At 50.9% G+C, this 15,838-nt stretch carries 13 protein-coding genes; 1 reads left to right on the forward strand and 12 read right to left on the reverse strand.

Annotation, left to right across the window (positions count from 1 at the left end):
* Positions 1-187: 187 nt before the first annotated feature.
* The 5 genes from HZB62_10235 to radC all read right to left on the reverse strand — a co-directional run bounded on the left by HZB62_10235 (position 188) and on the right by radC (position 7,567).
* Positions 188-622 carry a PIN domain-containing protein gene (locus tag HZB62_10235; GenBank protein ID MBI5075524.1) on the reverse strand — a complete coding sequence of 145 codons (435 nt, stop codon included), beginning with the start codon at positions 620-622 and terminating at the stop codon, positions 188-190.
* Positions 622-882 carry an AbrB/MazE/SpoVT family DNA-binding domain-containing protein gene (locus HZB62_10240; GenBank protein MBI5075525.1) on the reverse strand — a complete coding sequence of 87 codons (261 nt, stop codon included), beginning with the start codon at positions 880-882 and terminating at the stop codon, positions 622-624. Before HZB62_10240 ends, HZB62_10235 begins: the two co-directional genes overlap by 1 nt.
* Positions 883-1,375: 493 nt before the next feature.
* Positions 1,376-5,350 (reverse strand): phosphoribosylformylglycinamidine synthase, encoded by a 3,975-nt coding sequence (gene purL, locus HZB62_10245; GenBank protein ID MBI5075526.1) that lies wholly within the window; start codon positions 5,348-5,350, stop codon positions 1,376-1,378.
* A gap of 12 nt (positions 5,351-5,362) precedes the next feature.
* Positions 5,363-6,661 (reverse strand): adenylosuccinate lyase, encoded by a 1,299-nt coding sequence (locus tag HZB62_10250; protein ID MBI5075527.1) that lies wholly within the window; start codon positions 6,659-6,661, stop codon positions 5,363-5,365.
* A 189-nt stretch (positions 6,662-6,850) separates the two neighbouring features.
* On the reverse strand, positions 6,851-7,567 hold the full coding sequence (gene radC, locus HZB62_10255) for a DNA repair protein RadC (protein MBI5075528.1): 717 nt from the start codon (positions 7,565-7,567) through the stop codon (positions 6,851-6,853).
* Positions 7,568-7,905: 338 nt separating this feature from the next.
* Here radC and HZB62_10260 point away from each other — a divergent pair, with 338 nt between their 5' ends.
* A complete protein-coding gene (locus HZB62_10260) occupies positions 7,906-8,703 on the forward strand; it encodes a hypothetical protein (GenBank protein ID MBI5075529.1) in 798 nt (265 codons plus the stop codon).
* Positions 8,704-8,809: 106 nt separating this feature from the next.
* Here HZB62_10260 and HZB62_10265 read toward each other — a convergent pair whose 3' ends face one another.
* From HZB62_10265 to HZB62_10295, 7 genes are all read right to left on the reverse strand, one after another.
* The gene (locus HZB62_10265; protein MBI5075530.1) at positions 8,810-9,931 is read right to left on the reverse strand and encodes an aminotransferase class I/II-fold pyridoxal phosphate-dependent enzyme; all 1,122 of its coding nucleotides are present in this window, start codon (positions 9,929-9,931) and stop codon (positions 8,810-8,812) included.
* Between the two features lie 200 nt (positions 9,932-10,131).
* Entirely contained in the window at positions 10,132-10,548 is a 417-nt protein-coding gene (locus tag HZB62_10270; protein MBI5075531.1) for a DUF350 domain-containing protein, read from the reverse strand.
* Between the two features lie 234 nt (positions 10,549-10,782).
* The gene (locus HZB62_10275) at positions 10,783-11,928 is read right to left on the reverse strand and encodes a glutathionylspermidine synthase family protein (protein MBI5075532.1); all 1,146 of its coding nucleotides are present in this window, start codon (positions 11,926-11,928) and stop codon (positions 10,783-10,785) included.
* A 3-nt stretch (positions 11,929-11,931) separates the two neighbouring features.
* Complete coding sequence (locus HZB62_10280) at positions 11,932-12,312, reverse strand: hypothetical protein (protein ID MBI5075533.1); 381 nt, start codon at positions 12,310-12,312, stop codon at positions 11,932-11,934.
* 6 nt (positions 12,313-12,318) lie between these two features.
* On the reverse strand, positions 12,319-12,807 hold the full coding sequence (locus HZB62_10285; protein MBI5075534.1) for an SEC-C domain-containing protein: 489 nt from the start codon (positions 12,805-12,807) through the stop codon (positions 12,319-12,321).
* Positions 12,808-12,943: 136 nt separating this feature from the next.
* Complete coding sequence (locus tag HZB62_10290; protein ID MBI5075535.1) at positions 12,944-15,028, reverse strand: FecR domain-containing protein; 2,085 nt, start codon at positions 15,026-15,028, stop codon at positions 12,944-12,946.
* 237 nt (positions 15,029-15,265) lie between these two features.
* Positions 15,266-15,778 carry a hypothetical protein gene (locus HZB62_10295; protein ID MBI5075536.1) on the reverse strand — a complete coding sequence of 171 codons (513 nt, stop codon included), beginning with the start codon at positions 15,776-15,778 and terminating at the stop codon, positions 15,266-15,268.
* Positions 15,779-15,838: the final 60 nt, after the last annotated feature.

Below are 15,838 nucleotides of genomic sequence, written 5' to 3' on the forward strand. Positions count from 1 at the left end.
GATTTCCTCCTTGGGATTTTGGGAGAACAAAAAACACTATTTGATACCATGAGAAAGAGTGATCTGTCAAGCTGCCGCTTATTTTTTTATAACAATAACTTATGGATCGAGAGATATTTATTTATCACTTTCGACAGCGACTGCTGTATCGCCCTCGATGTCAGGCTGAACCGAAAGCATTCCTTAATCATGGCTCAATAATCTTGATATCTTCCTGTTGTTTCAGCCTCACAAAATCTGCTGCATTCAATGTCAATAAAGTAGCAGCTTTTGATTTTACAGCAGCAAAGAATATAAGGGCATCATAGACAATTCCACCTGAAAAACCCCTTTCTTTTAACCGCAGGATAGTTTCAGTATAATCTGCTGCATCCATGGATATGACTGTTGCCGTCTTTTCTATATTTTCATGAATAAGCCGCCATGCCATATCCGGAGATATCCGGGGGCTCACAGGCAGAGTCGTCAAGACAGCGTAGAGTTCTGCGAGGGTATGAGAGGAGATAGCCATAATCACCTCACCGGTTTTAGCCCGCTTCAGCCACGAAACAGCCCTCTCATGCACTGGATGCGCCTTGACAAGAGCAGCAACCAGAACACTGGTGTCAAACAGGATTGTCATCAGATTAAGCCTGATGAGAATTTCTGCAAGCGTTTCTCCCGTTGAGCGAGAATACCGGAGGAGATATCCCCGATTGCCTTTCCTGCAAAGACCAGCACCCCGTCTTCATCCTGCAGTGGAGATACCTGGTCGGCCTGTTTTAGCACGATCTCCCTGTCATGCTCGTCGATTTCAATTTCAGTGCCGGGCTGAAAACCAAATCTGTCCCTCAATTCCTTTGGCACCACCACTCTGCCGAACCTGTCAATAGTTGTTCTCATGACTATTCTCCCTTTATTGGCATTCTAACATGCCAAATGGCAATTTACAATGCCATAACATTAAGGAAAGGTGAATTTTTGCGGATTAACACCACGGGAGATAAAGAGAATCCTCGATATTGCACGGCTGATACACGAACAGCGGGACGAGTAGGTGATTCTTTGATGCAGGATGCTGATACGAAGACTTTGAACCGCTGCCTGGACCTGGGAAAAGCGTTGAATTGATCAATACCGCTCTTTGACAACCCTCTCTGAGATAACAGCCTCAATCTGCCCTGTATTGAGAAGCTCTAATACCTTGCCTGAATCGCTATCAGGAAACTCAAAGGCATAAATGAAGATGTTGGATCGAGAAAGACCCTATCTAAAGCGTCTTCTGCTTTTTCAATTGTGATAGCTGATGCTCTCACAATAAACACCTCCTTCTTTAAAATATTACCACTTTTGAGAAATTCAACACCTCTTTTTCTTTTTCACAACTACATGCTTGTTAGCTATTTTCTTCACACCACTGTCGGGCATTCTGGAACATCCTGAGCCACGGTGATGCCGTTAATTCCCTTTTCCATTCCTCAGGCATATATGCCCACTGCCATTTCAGGAAGACACGCTCAGGATGCGGCATGATCGCAAGATGCCTTCCGTCCGGAGAACAGAGCGCTGCAATACCTTCCGGCGAGCCGTTGGGATTGAATGGGTAGACCTCGGTGGGATTACCGCTGTCGTCTGCATAGCGCGCAGGAGCAAGGCCTTCGCGAAGGACTCTCTCCTTTATTGAACTGTCCGGGAAATAGGCATGACCTTCGCCATGAGCAACCCAGATACCGAGCACGGAGTTCTCCATGCCCTTCAGCATGATCGACGGACTTTCGAGGATCTTTAAGGATGAGAATCGAGACTCGAATCTGCCGGATGTATTATGGATAAATCGCGGCTGGTCCCTGTTATCGATACCCTGCCATGGCACCCAGCCGAGCAGGGCAGAAAGCTGGCATCCATTGCATACGCCGAGGCTGAAGGTGTCCGGCCTGTTATAAAAGGTCTGGAACTGCTGCCAGATATCCTTATTGAACCGTATGACTCCTGCCCAGCCCTTGGCAGAATCAAGCACGTCCGCATAACTGAACCCGCCGACAAAGACTATGCCTCTGAAATGCTCAAGCCTCACCTTCTGCTCAAGGAGATCGGTCATGGTCACATCCCAGGTCTCGAACCCTGCCCGGAAAAAGGCTGCGGTCATCTCCCTGTCGCCGTTGCTGCCCTCCTCACGGATGATCGCGACCCTGGGCTTATTGCCCCTTTCGAGGATCTCTGCGTGCGTGTCTTCAGGGACAAAGGAAAGCCGGAATGTCTGGCCCTTTCTGTTATAAATGGCCTTCTTTTCTTCCTTTGCAGATGCAGGGTTTCTCTGAAGCCTGTCAAGCTGATGGCTCGTCTCTTCCCAGACCCCCCTGAGGATCTTCATATCCTCCTTCAGCACCTGTTCGTTGTTGACAGAAACAGTGATCGTCTTCTTCCTGGTGGTCCTGCCGATGCATTGATAGGGCAGCCCTTCTCCCTCCAGGATCTTTCTGATCTTTCTTTCATGTTTCTGCTGATATTCGATCACCATGCCGAGTTCTTCAGCAAATAAAAGGTTAATTGTTCCAACATCCGGTCGCTGACTGCTTATATTTATCTCTATCCCGCAATTGCCGGCAAAGGCCATTTCAAGAAGCGTGGTGACGAGACCGCCGTCGCTCCGGTCATGGCCCGACAGGATCAATCCTTCATCGATACATTTCTGGATCGCATGAAAGCCGTTCCTGAGCAGAGCCGTATCATCAACATCAGGCGACTCATTGCCAACCTGGCCATAGCATTGCGCAAGGGCTGATCCGCCGGTCCTGGCCCTGCCATTGCTGATATCAACAAAGATAAGCCTGCTTTTGCCCGGCTGCTTTATATCCGGGGTTATGACCTTATTAATATCCGGACAGGTCGCATACGCAGAGATGACCAGTGTTCCCGGTGACTTCACGATCTCGGTCGTGCCGTCAGCATTCGTGACCTTTGCTGCCATGGAAAGGCTGTCCTTGCCGCCGTCGATCGCAATGCCGAGGCTGATCATGATGTCCCGCATCGCAATGGCAGCGTCATAAAGATCAGCACCCTCACCCGGAAGTTTGGGAGCCCACATCCAGTTGCCTGAGCATTTGATGTCCTCAAGAGCACTTATCTTTGCCCAGATGATATTCGTGACCGCCTCTGCCACAGACATCCTTGCCATTGCAGCCGGATCGATAAGGCCTTTTAACGGCTGCTCGCCGATCGAGATGACAGCACCGGTTGTTCCGAAATGGCTCTGTGCTATGACAGCCACATCAGAGACCGTAAGCTGGAGCGGCCCGACGCACTGTTGTTGCGCAATCAGGCCGGTAACTGAACGGTCTACCTTGCTTGCGAGGAATCTTTTTGAACCAACAGAAATAAGCCTCAGCACGCGGTCAAGGGCGTCCCTTACCGTAAGCCCTTCCGGAAGGACAAGAGGGCTTCTTTGACGTTTTATCCGGTCGAGAACAAACGTCTTTTGCGGCATACTGCCGAGGATCTTTTCGAGGTGCAGGTTAACCGGTGTGCTGCCGTCTGTCTCGTCATGCAGCACAATGTATCCATCGCCCGAGATCTCTCCGATAAATGCACAGGGGACCTTCTCTCTTCTGCAGAGACTCAAAAACTCCTCTGACCTTTCAGGGCTGATAAGCAGGGCATTCTGCTCCTGATACTCTGCGCCCCATATTTCGAGCACGGAAAGCGTAGCATCTCCGAGCTGAATCTTTCTGATTTCTATCTTTGCACCTGCAGGATAGATAATCTCCTTCACCACATTGCAATTGCCGCCTGCTCCCTGGTCATGGATGGACACGATCGGGTTTCGGTCGCCAAGCTCGACACATGCCCGGATCACCCGGTTCATCTTCTGCTCCATCTCTGCATCGCCGCGCTGCACAGCATTGAAATCAAGCTCAGCAACATTCTGTCCCTGAATCATGCTTGACGCTGCGCCGCCGCCCATGCCGATGCGATATGCAGGACCACCTACCTTCGTAACGAGCATGCCCTTTGCCGGTTCGTTCTTTTCCGAATGGCTCGCATCCATCTGACCAACTCCGGCAGTGAACATGATCGGCTTAAGCCATTCTCTCCGCTCATGGTCAGGCAGCCGCAGGCCAAGTGAACGGGTAAACCCCTGGATCATCGGCTCGCCGAACTTGTTGCCGTAATCCGATGCGCCGTCGCTCGCCTGGATCTCGATGGTCAGGGGGCTTGCAAGGTTTGCAGGATAGGCAAAGGAACTGTCTTCCCACGGCAGTTCATACCCGGGGATCTGCAGATTTCCGACACAATAAGCAGCAGTGCCAGCAATAACAAGCGAGCCTGTTCCCGTTGCCTGCACATCCCTGATCCTGCCTCCTGTCCCTGTTTCCGCACCAGGGAAAGGAGCAACGCCAGAGGGAAAGTTATGTGTCTCTGCAGTAAAGATAATGTTATAGGTGCGCTGCACCTTATCGAACCGTGATACATTGCCCGGCTGTTCAGGGATGATCGTTTTGATCTCATATCCTCGGATCGCACTTGAGTTGTCCTTGAACGCAATGACGCTGTTTCCGGGGTTTGCATCAAGCGTCTGTTTGATGATCTTCATCAGATTGCCCGGCACTTCTTCACCATCAACAACAAGCCTGCCCCTGAAAAACCAGTGGCGCGAGTGTTCGCTGTTCGACTGGCTCAGATCAAAACATTCCACATTGGTCGGGTTCCTGCCAATATCCTTCACAAAGAGGTTGTAGTAATAGTCAATGTCCCAGTCATCGAGACCGAGACCCATCTCCCGGTTGACCCTCTCAAGCGCTGCTCTGCCTTCCTCGACCAGGGGGATAGAGCTGACCCGCTCCGGGGTGATGCCTGTTTCAAAGGTCTTGAGCTGCTCAGGGTACACGCACTCGGTCATGCGATCATAAAGAAGTGACGAGTAATGGGTAATGAGTGACGAGTTAAAAGCTGCAAGATCTTTTCCGGAAACATGTTTCTTATCAAATACAAAAAGGAACCGGCGGGACCGCTCTATCCTCGATATCTTGGTAATGCCGCAGGAATGGCAGACAGCAACAGCATTCGTTGACCAGGCAGTGGTAAAGTTCATGCGGGGGCCGATCTCCAAAAGGCAGTGATGAGTGACGGTTGATGGGTGATGGGCAAAAAAACTGTTTTCGGAATACTGGTCAGGCTCGAAGGTCTCGCTCAGGAGCCAGCGAAGGAGTTCCGATTCATCAGAAGTCAACGCAGAAGATGCATCGATATAAAAACAGAACTCTGTCTCGATATTCTTTATCGAGCCGGAGATCGTCTTTTTTGCCCGGGCAAGAAGGTCTTTCTTCTGTGCGTCCGTAACAGCAGGCGATTTATACCGATAGATCAAGGGCATTGCTGTAATTCCTCAGGCCTTACCGAATACTCGCTTGAAGATGTAATCGACATTCCTGAAATAATTCTTCAGATCAAAAATATTGTTCAGCTCTTTTGCTGAGAGGTATTTTTTCACTTCTCTATCTTTTGACAGCAGTGCCTTGAACTGTTTTCTGGTCTTCCAGCTCATCATCGCATTCTTCTGGACCAGTGCGTATGCATCTTCACGGGACATGCCCTTTTCCGTAAGACTGATCAGCACGTTCTGGGAGTTATAAAGGCCATAGCTTCTGTTCAGGTTCTCCATCATCCGCTCCGGGTACACCTGGAGACCTGAAAGGATGCCTGTCAGCCGGTTCAGCATATAGTCAACCAAAATGGTGCTGTCCGGAATGATCACCCGCTCGACAGAGGAGTGCGAAATATCACGTTCATGCCAGAGAGCTACATTTTCCATGGCAGCAAGGGCGTTCGTTCTCACAACGCGCGCTAACCCTGAGAGGTTCTCGCAGCCGACCGGATTGCGCTTATGCGGCATGGCTGATGAGCCCTTCTGGCCTTTTGCAAAAGGCTCCTCTGCCTCTAGTACCTCTGTCCTCTGAAGGTGCCTGATCTCCACAACGATCTTCTCGATAGAGGCTGCAATGATCGCGAGGGTCGAAAGGTATTCAGCATGTCTGTCCCTCTGCACCACCTGGGTCGCGATCGGTTCGGGCTTCAGGCCGAGCTTCTTGCAGACCTTCTCCTCAATCGCAACAGGAATATTCGAGAAGGTCCCGACAGCGCCGGAGAATTTGCCGATGCTGATGGTCTTCCGTGCCCTCTCCATCCGCTCAAGGTTCCTCTTCGCCTCTTCATACCAGAGGGTGAACTTGAGCCCAAAGGTCATCGGCTCTGCATGCACGCCATGGCTCCTGCCAATGCAGACCGTATTTTTATATCTGAACGCCTGCTCCTTCAGAACAGCAATAAGGATCTTGAGGTCCTTGATGATGATGCCTGCAGCCTCTTTCATGAGCAGGGACTGTGCCGTGTCCACAATATCTGAAGAGGTGAGCCCTTTATGCACATACCGCGACTCAGGGCCGACCTTCTCGGCAACAGAGGTGAGAAATGCTATGACATCATGCTTTACGACCGCCTCTATCTCATCAATGCGCGTTACGTCAAAGCCGGCCTTCTGCTTTATCACGCTGAGCGCTGCCCTGGGGATCTTGCCCAGATCAGTCCATGCCTCGCATGCCGCGATCTCGACATCAAGCCACTTCTGAAACCTGTTTTCAGGCTCCCAAAGCCTTCCCATCTCTTTTCGTGTATATCGTTCGATCATTGATCATTACCTCTTCAGTTTATTGTCTGATGCTTATTTGTATTCGTCAAACACAGTTGATGAAGGTCTGTATTTTAACAATATCGGGGATATAATGAAAACTGTTGCTCTGTTCACCTTCGTTCCTGAGCACCATGAGAAATATGTAGTGCGACCAGCTCAATCTAAATTGCGCAGACGGTGTCTGCGTTATCCAGCACTCTCATATACTGGCAACGTGCCTTCCCGCGAAAAGCTGTAGATCAGCTCACCGGCCACAATAACATGATCAACGACCTGGACATTGATTCCGCCAAGCGCCTGCACCAGATTGCGGGTCAGCTTGTGATCATGGACAGATGGCTTAACACTTCCCGCAGGGTGATTATGCGCCAGAATTACTGAGGCCGCCTTATGTCTTACCGCAGCTTCAGCAACATGACGTGGATGCACAAGGGCATCCTTCACTGTGCCTTCGCTTATCAAGGCAGGATAGAGAACTCTGAGTTGAGAATCAAGGCAGATAACATAGAACACCTCTTCAGAACGGCCTGCCATAAGAGGGACAAGATATTCAGCAGCCGACTCAGAATTGTTCAGGGGCTTGCGGGAATGTTTGACACGATCATGAAAATAGCGGCGGGTAACATGAGGAATCATCGAAAGAAAGGCAGCAGCATTTTCGCCGACACCTTCAACAGATGCCAAATCCTTTGGATCGGCCTCAAGCACAGCCGAAAGACTGCCAAATCTCTTCATTAGTCCATGCGCTATAGGGTTTGTATCCAAACGGGGAACGGCCTGAAAGAGAAGCAGTTCGAGCACCTGATGGTCCTCAAAACTATCCAGGCCTTCTTTGAGAAAACGCATACGCAACCGTTTGCGATGACCTGAGTGCAATTGCCCCCCTGAAACTGATTTAGCCATGCGTTATCCCCATTGAGTCAAACAGAAATATTGAAGGTTTTTATTTTAACAATATCGGGGATATAATGAAAACTATCGCTCCATGTTATTTGCCGATCATATCTCATCAAAAAAACACGTTAAATAAAGCGTCTTGCAGGGGTTGGGGAGGTTTTGGTAATTTTATCAATACCCCACCACACCTCCCCTTGGAAAGGAGAGGCTTTTACAACCCATAACTGCAGGTATGAGAAAAAGCACATTGTCCGACTCATCGATAAAGTATCTCCCCCTCGGGAACTTTTTTCTCTCTCCTTCTGTCTAACCCATCAAAGACCATCAGCAGAAAGGAGAAGGACATGAAAACAGCGACAGCAGTTATTTTGGGGATCGTTATGGTATTGATGGCAGTGCCGGTATTTGCGTCGCGGGGAAACAATGTGGACGTAGAGGTTGTCTCAGACAGGGGTGCTGTATTTCAGCTTATACCGCACAAGGAATTCAGCAGCGGATCAACTTATGTATTCAAGCAGTATCTCGAAGCGCGGAAAGGGGAGAACTACAATATCCAGATCAGGAACCATTTATCTGAAAGGATCGGGGTTGTGGTCGCTGTTGACGGCAGAAACATCATCACCGGCAAAAAGTCATATCTGGGCAGCAACGAGATGATGTACATAGTCGAACCCTACGGGCAGGCGCGTCTCGAAGGCTGGAGGACCAGCGACGACAAGGTGAACCGGTTCTATTTCACCAGCAGCGCTGACTCCTATTCTGTCAGGACCTTCAGCGATACCTCTGCCATGGGTGTGATAGCAGTTGCCGTGTTCCGCGAAAAGCAGCGGCCGGTTGTTCTCCATGAACAGGAGCGGTCCCTGGGAAAAGCTCAGGGCGCACCTGCACCTTCGGCGTCAAGAAGCGAGGCGAAAAGAGCTGCAAAGGATGAGGCGGGCACAGGCTTTGGTAATGAGCACTATTCACCGGTTGTAAAGGTCGAGTTCGAACCGGAAGCTATTCCTGTTGAGAAGTTTCTGGTGAAATACGAATGGAGGAATGAACTCTGCAAGAAAGGGATTATCCAGTGCAGGCCTGAAGCAAGGAACCGCTTATGGGACCGCGATGAATATGCCCCCTACCCTCCAGACTATCAGCGCTAAGAAAACATTCGATTCCGAAATTTGTGGGATGATTAGGGGAGTGTTTTAGAACCTCCCCCAAACCCCTCCTTGGTAAGGAGGGGAGGAGAGAATGAACATGTTCGATCTACAGCAGTTTCTTGATCTTGCTGAATGCCTCTTCAATGATCTTCGGTTCCGGCAGGAACGTTGTCCTGAAATAGACGCCATCCTCCTGCCTGCCAAACCCTGAACCAGGCACAAAGACAACACCTTCCTTCAGTGCAGCACGCACGAACTCGATATCCTTCCGCCATTTCGGCGTCTCTATCTTCATGAACGCATAGAAGGCGCCCATCGGCACCGGGAAGGAGAGCGGCAGTTTCTTCGCCATCTTTATGAAGGTATCCCGCCTTTCGACCAGCCTCTTCTTCATATCATCAATATAGGCCGGATATGCACGATCAACAAGCGCAGCTGCAGCAGCCTTCTGGTATTCCCAATTTACAGACAACCTCTGATTGCAGAGCAGGAAAAAAGCATTTTTCACCTCTGCCCATTTGTCACCGTGAAAGGCCACCCATCCGATCCGGGCCCCCGTATAACAGAAGTCCTTTGAGAGCGAGCTCCCGTAAATGAACGGTATCTTGTTTCTGGCGATCTTCCTAAAGTCTATCAGCTTGCCCTCAAGGATAAGCTGGTCGTATGACCCGTCATAGAATATGGGGACATCATACTCGGCACAGAGTTCAACAACCTCGGTAAGGTTCTTTTCAGAATAGACCGAACCGAGCGGATTGTTCGGATTGATGATCACCATCGCCTTGGCGCCCTCGATCTTCTTTGCCAGATATGCCACGTCGATCTGGCCATTCGCATCGTGCCGATAGAAGACACTCTCACCCTCGAACTGTTTTGCTTTGCTCAGATAGAGCGGATATACCGGATTGGGCAGGAGCACCTTTTCTCCAAAGCCTATGAACGAATGGAAGAAAAAATCTATCCCCTCAGTAAGGCCCGCAACAGCAAAGACATCCTCAGGCCGGCATTTCTCGATCTTTGCCACCGTAGTCCTGAACTGTTCGTCACCTTCAGAAGGGGCATAACCCTTCCAGTTCTCGTCAAGCGCGCTCTTTACCCGGTCCGCTATCACCCTGAACGGCTCAAACCCGTACTGGGGCGGATCGCCGATATTCAGATAGATCATCTTCTTGCCTTTGGCCTCTTCGCGCTTTGCCTCCATCACGATATCCCGGATCGGATAGCTCACGACATTCATCCTCTCCGTGGGCCTGTAAGGCAATTGGCGTTTTAGATGTAACATACTTTACTCCTTATCGTTTATAGCTTAATTTCTTGATATCCGGGACACCCATATCTATGAATAAAGCAGATATGCGCTCAATTACACCGGATTGAAAAGAATAACACACGGGAAAAATAAATTGCCCGAATTTGAGATCAATGGTTCTAATACGTCATGCAGGCTGCGTTGATCATGCCTGTCGCGACAGAGACGATCCCGAGGAAGCAGCCTGTTGCCACCTTGTTGGCCGGGATATCAGATACGATCCTGGGCATTGACAGTCGCACCGCCAAAAAGGTAACGATCTGCACAACGAGGGCCACAATGCCCCAGATGACCATGTCGACAAGACTGACGCTGTGGGAGATGGCACTCGAAAGGGGGAATGCAAAACCGAGCAAGGCTCCGCCGTAGCTCAGTGCCGCCGCAATATTGCCGTCAGCAATAAGGGCAAACTCCTTGTACGGCGTGACCCTACCGTACACCACCAGAAAGAGCAGCACCAGCAGGACCGATGCCCCAAAATATGAGAGAAAGGCTGTCATGCCTGCCAGTGATGTGCCTATGGTTCCTGTGATCATTTCTCGTTCTCCTTTTTATGAATAGTACACAATGAAAATATTAGATCCAAAATCCCTCCTAACCTCCCCCCATCCGGGGACAGGCCTTTTTTGAAAGGGAGGAATAACCCCACTTTGGAAAAGGGGGGCAAGGGGGGATTTGTACGAATGAGAAACAAACACTATTTTCGAAACAATGACACCAATAACAAACATCCAAATAATTGACGCACTGCAGCAGAGACTGCAAGGTCTTCATGAATTCGGCCGGAACAGATGCGGCACAAACCGGCTGGTATTCTTTGTGATGGGAGTATCGTCCTCCCGTATGCCGATGCCTGCAGGCAGACCGTTAACCACCCATGACCCGATGATCGCGTAGTTTCCGTCAAAACAGGGAGGCTTGGCGATCTCCTGATAAATATACCCTTCTTCCCCATAGGTGCCGTCTGTCTCTTCATGGTAATGCATGCGCCTGTCCTGCATCAGGATATTCGCGCCCTCCCGGGAAAAGAGCGGTTTGCGCACATAGCCATCCTTCAACCTCTCAGCATCGAAATACGCGGCCAACAGGTTCGGATGATCCGGATACAACTCCCAGAGGATCGGAAGGATTGCCTTGTTCGAAAGCACCATCTTCCATGCAGGCTCAAAGAGGGTTATTGCAGAGGCAGATATATGAGGACCAAAATCCTCTGCCAGAAGCCACTCCCAGGGATAAAGTTTGAAGAGGCAGCGCATCTCGTTTTCCTCGATGTCATAAAACCTGTTCGTCTCACTGCTGAATCCGATATCCTCCATAGAAACATACCGGGCATCGAAGCCTGCCTGAAGCGCAACATCTCTCAGATATTCGACCGTTACGCGGTCCTCTTCATGGTCCCTGACCGAGGAAAAATAGAAGGGCTGCAACGTCCCTCTGGAAGAGGCTACTGCTCCAAAGGCATCCATCAGTTTTTCATGGACCGAATTGAACTGATCCATGTCAGGGAATTGCTCCTGCAGCCAGACCCACTGAACAACTGCTGTCTCAAAAAGAGAGGTCGGCGTATCTGCATTGTATTCAAGAAGCCTCAACTCCTGTTTGCTGTCATAGACCAGATCGAACCGTCCATATAATGAGCGGTCAGCTCTGGACCACGAATCTCTGGCAAGGGCTGCGCCTGCCCCGGTGATGCCCATTTTCAGGAACAGATCATTCCTGACCACATGATCGACAGCCTCAAGACAGATAGCGTGGAGATCTTCAGTGACAGCCTCGAGATGGTCGACCTGATCACTTGAAAATTCGTAGTATGCGTCCTCCTGCCAATAGGTGCTGCCGGGAGTGTGAAAGGTAAAACCGATCTCCTCCATGCGCTCCTGCCAGTTCTTCCGCGGAGCGATCGTCAGCCTCTTCATCACTTATGATCCGGAACCATGGAAAGAGCCGAGCCTGCCGAAGCCGCCCCGGCTGATATGCGTTGAGGTTACGCGGCTTGTTGAATGGCTGGATTTCGCACCTTCGGGTACCCCGGAGAATCTTGCGTTAGTACCCACCGGCACAGGCTCGTCGCCGCCTCGGGGAAAATACAGCGGCCTGCCGCCGCGATAAAAGTAATGCGGGCCGTAATAATACCGGGTATTCTTGTCTTCTTCGCAGTCCTGCTCAGAACCCCAGTCCTCAATGCACTTCTGTTTGGTCTCATACAGCTCTCTGCTCGTGGCCTGCTTATGGCTGCAGCCCTGGAGGCCAAGAGAGAGCGTTGCGATAAGGGACAGGGTTATGGTGCGCGACCGTTTCATGCCCTATTACTGTGCGCAGCACTTTTTGAATTTCTTTCCGCTGCCGCAGGGACATGGATCGTTGCGGCCGGTCTTCGGCGCTTCACGGACAACCGGCTTGACAGACAGCGGCTCTCCGCCCACAAGGAACCATGTACCGTCTTTCTTGCTGAACGTGGCCCGCTCGCGATAATCCTTCCTGGTCCCCTGCTCTGAATAGGATACGGCAAATGCAACCTTCCCTTCACTGTCGTCAGGCCCGCCACCAATGGTTTCGATGATCTCCAGGCCGTGCCACTCAGCGCCCTCTGCCCAGGCACGAGTCGTCTTTTCATTGAAGTCAGCACAGTGATCCGGATGGAGAGAAGTGCGGAGAAAATCTATTTCCTTCATGGCGTAAGCGCTGTACCGGGAACGCATAAGCTGTTCAGCAGTCTCCGCCGGTCTCTCACCTTTTATTATGGCCTGGCAGCATGCTTCATAAGCCAGGGTTGATCCGCAGGGGCATACATTCATATCTGTCTCCTTCTGAAAAATATTGAAATTATATCACATATCGATATGCTCTCTTTGCCATCTGAAGCCGGACAATATAAAAAGGGTGGCAGTATGGAACATTCTGCCACCCTCTATCAGTCCGCTGTCCTTTTGTCTATCGAAGGCCCGGGCCTCCACCTGAACCCGGTTTCTGCTGGCCGCTTTCCTCTGAAGGCTTTGCCCCCGCCTTCTTCTCTTCTGCCTTTTTCTCCTGTTTTTCCTGCTGTTTATCCTGTTTATTGGACGGAGTTATCTGCTGTTTCTGCGGACGTTCCTCCCGCTGTATCTGCCTGTTCTGTGCAGGTGCGCTCTCCCTCTGTTTTATCGGCTGCTGTGCAGGCGCAACTTCGTCAGTTCTCCTGAACTCTCTCTGCTTTGGACGCTCAGGCGGCATAACCTGTTGCGGACGTTGTGCAGGCCCCTGCTGTTCAATCTGACGCTGTTTCATGTTCTGTACAGGCGCGCCCTCCCTCTGTTTTATCGGCTGCTGTGCAGGCGCAACTTCGTCAGTTCTCCTGATCTCTCTCTGCTTTGAACGATCAGGCGGTACAACCTGCTGCTGACGCTGCGCAGGCTTATCCTGCTGTTCAACCTGACGCTGTTTCATGTTCTGGGCAGGGGCGCTCTCCTTTTCTTTTCGCGTCCTTTCCCTGGGGTCCTGTTGAAACATATTTCTTTCAGCCGGCGCCCTCTTTTCAGCAGGCGCTACTGCCCTTCCCTTCTCTCCTGTTTGCGGCCTTTCTGAAGGCCTGAACGTTCTCTCCCGCTCCTTTGCTCTTTCTTCAAATGCATCTCTCTTCCGTTCCCTCGGCGTCTCTATTGCCTTAACCCCCATCTGCTTATCCGCTCTTCCCGGAGAGAACAGGGATCTATCTCTCTCCCTGATCATGGGTCTTGCCTCCCTGATCTCCCTGAGCTTCGTTTCCCTGATCTTCATCGGCGGCTCTTTGGCTCTCGGGATCTCCCTGATAACTGCCATTCTCGATTCTCTTTCCGGCTTTATGTCAGGCCTGCCGACGCTGATCTTCTCCCGGAGAAATGGATTATCATTGACCTTGAAGTCAAGACGTCGTCCCCTTACAAACGTGTCACGATGAAGCGCGGTCACGGCATTATTGATATGAGCATTCCGATAAGTATCTCTCACCACGATGGTGTTGATATTCACATTGATAATGTTCACACTGTGTGATCCAAAGTGGCCGTACCCGTAATAGGTCTCACGGGGAGCAAGAGGTACCCATGCAACATAGGTCGGTGTATTTACCCAGCCGACATAACCCGGGCCCCAATAGACATCTCCTCTTGCAGGCGGAACCCAGAACCAGCCCACAGACGCCGCGTATGCCCATCTGCCGTAATGGTACGGTGCCCATCCCCAGGGCTCATACCCTATCCAGACATAGTCACTGCCGACCCAGCTCCAGCGCCCGTTTCTGAAGGGCGACCAGCCCACAGAGACCTGCACGGTCGGCGTCCAGACATACCCATAATCACTTACCGAGATCCATTTTCCGTTGTCATCGAAGTCGCTTGCATAGGTATCGAGTTCATCAGGCAGATACCGGGTGCTCTGTCTCCGCTCTTCAAATCTGCGGTCCCTCTCCGCGTTCCATCGCTCCCACGCATCAGCACGGCCCAGAGGTGCAAGGTCGGCATAATCATCGCTGATCTCGATGTTGTTCCCGGCAATAACTCTGGTAATGCCTCTTCTGCTCTCTGCATAGACCTGGCCGATATATACCGATACATTGGTGTAGCCGCTGCCGGCCGCATCAATATTAAAGACCGCCCTGTCATAAACCCTGACAGAGGATACCGGTGTATCGACCTGTACAAGACTACCGCTCCTTTTACCCCTGAAGTTTACGTACACGCTGCCTTCAGTCAGATAAAACTGTGAGGAATCTGTGTTGATATTCAGAAGGTCAAGGGATGACCTCTCGTCAAGTCTCACCTGTGTGCCGCCAGCCAACTGTACCTCAGCCCTTGAACCGTCAGGCACCCAAACACTGTCTCCGTCCCGAAGCGGCATATTGACAGAGGCAGGAAACCACTCGGAAGAATCCTCGGATCTGATCTGCACATCGCCGACCAGGTAGCTGAGGCGCGCATTGCCAAGACCTCCGGCATTGGCTGATACAGGGATCATGATCAGAATGATCATGATCGCAAGGCCTATTCTCTTAAAATGTTTCATAACTCTTTCCTCCTTTTTCTGCTCCTGCTGTTTAAACATCGCATGGTTCATCTGGTTTCTCCCTTATTCTTTCAAAGCATATCGTCTTTGAGGTTATTTCACCAGTATTTTGTGAATGCTTTATGAACTTCACAATGTTTCATAATTTCAGGACATGACTGCATTGAAAAACATTGATTGCTGGCGACTGCCGAAACTGAAATCAAGGGGCGCCAGTCGGAAAATTCCAGAAATCGTTCAGATGATCACCTCTTCAATCGCAAGGACAACGTCTCCGCGTGAAGCATCGGGAACAATCCATCGCAATGTCCATCGTGATTCCGGTGTCTGTTCAGGCGCAGCAGAGTCCGGCAAGCGGTATTCGGCCCGGCAGGCAAGATCGAACCTCCAGTTCAGGGCTGCCCGGTACCCGAACATATGTAATTTGCTGGCTGCCCCAGGATGGGCAGTGAGCAGAAGGTCATACAGATCCCATCTGACGATCCCCAAGGGAGGAATTGACGCAGGCACAGAATGAGCGAGTGAATCCGTGATATCCTGAATCGTGCCGCCTTCCTGTCCGAGAGTGGCATGGAGGACAACGTTTGTCAGCTCAACATCGGAAACATTGCGGATCGTCAGAATAGCTCTTTCAAAAGGAATCTCCCTGTTGCCGCTCGCCGGCATTTGAGAAGCCTCGGGCTGCAATGAGATTACAGGGGAACGCTCCCGGCTGTCCTGTCCTGATTTTCCTTGCCCGGTGTTTGTCATGATAAATACCTCCTTATCGCCGATCTTCTGCCTTCAGCATATCACGGTCTGGTGCAAGGG

It is taken from the genome of Nitrospirota bacterium (genome assembly GCA_016214855.1).
Taxonomy (GTDB): Bacteria; Nitrospirota; Thermodesulfovibrionia; order Thermodesulfovibrionales; family UBA6898; genus UBA6898.

Excerpts from the sequence above, each read along its gene's own strand:
- HZB62_10285 (MBI5075534.1), bottom strand. The coding sequence starts at position 12,807 with ATGAATGTATGCCCCTGCGGATCAACCCTGGCTTATGAAGCATGCTGC.
- radC (MBI5075528.1), bottom strand. The coding sequence starts at position 7,567 with ATGGCTAAATCAGTTTCAGGGGGGCAATTGCACTCAGGTCATCGCAAA.
- HZB62_10295 (MBI5075536.1), bottom strand. The coding sequence starts at position 15,778 with ATGACAAACACCGGGCAAGGAAAATCAGGACAGGACAGCCGGGAGCGT.
- HZB62_10260 (MBI5075529.1), top strand. The coding sequence starts at position 7,906 with ATGAAAACAGCGACAGCAGTTATTTTGGGGATCGTTATGGTATTGATG.
- HZB62_10290 (MBI5075535.1), bottom strand. The coding sequence starts at position 15,028 with ATGAAACATTTTAAGAGAATAGGCCTTGCGATCATGATCATTCTGATC.
- HZB62_10240 (MBI5075525.1), bottom strand. The coding sequence starts at position 882 with ATGAGAACAACTATTGACAGGTTCGGCAGAGTGGTGGTGCCAAAGGAA.
- purL (MBI5075526.1), bottom strand. The coding sequence starts at position 5,350 with ATGCCCTTGATCTATCGGTATAAATCGCCTGCTGTTACGGACGCACAG.
- HZB62_10280 (MBI5075533.1), bottom strand. The coding sequence starts at position 12,312 with ATGAAACGGTCGCGCACCATAACCCTGTCCCTTATCGCAACGCTCTCT.
- HZB62_10235 (MBI5075524.1), bottom strand. The coding sequence starts at position 622 with ATGACAATCCTGTTTGACACCAGTGTTCTGGTTGCTGCTCTTGTCAAG.
- HZB62_10270 (MBI5075531.1), bottom strand. The coding sequence starts at position 10,548 with ATGATCACAGGAACCATAGGCACATCACTGGCAGGCATGACAGCCTTT.
- HZB62_10275 (MBI5075532.1), bottom strand. The coding sequence starts at position 11,928 with ATGAAGAGGCTGACGATCGCTCCGCGGAAGAACTGGCAGGAGCGCATG.
- HZB62_10250 (MBI5075527.1), bottom strand. The coding sequence starts at position 6,661 with ATGATCGAACGATATACACGAAAAGAGATGGGAAGGCTTTGGGAGCCT.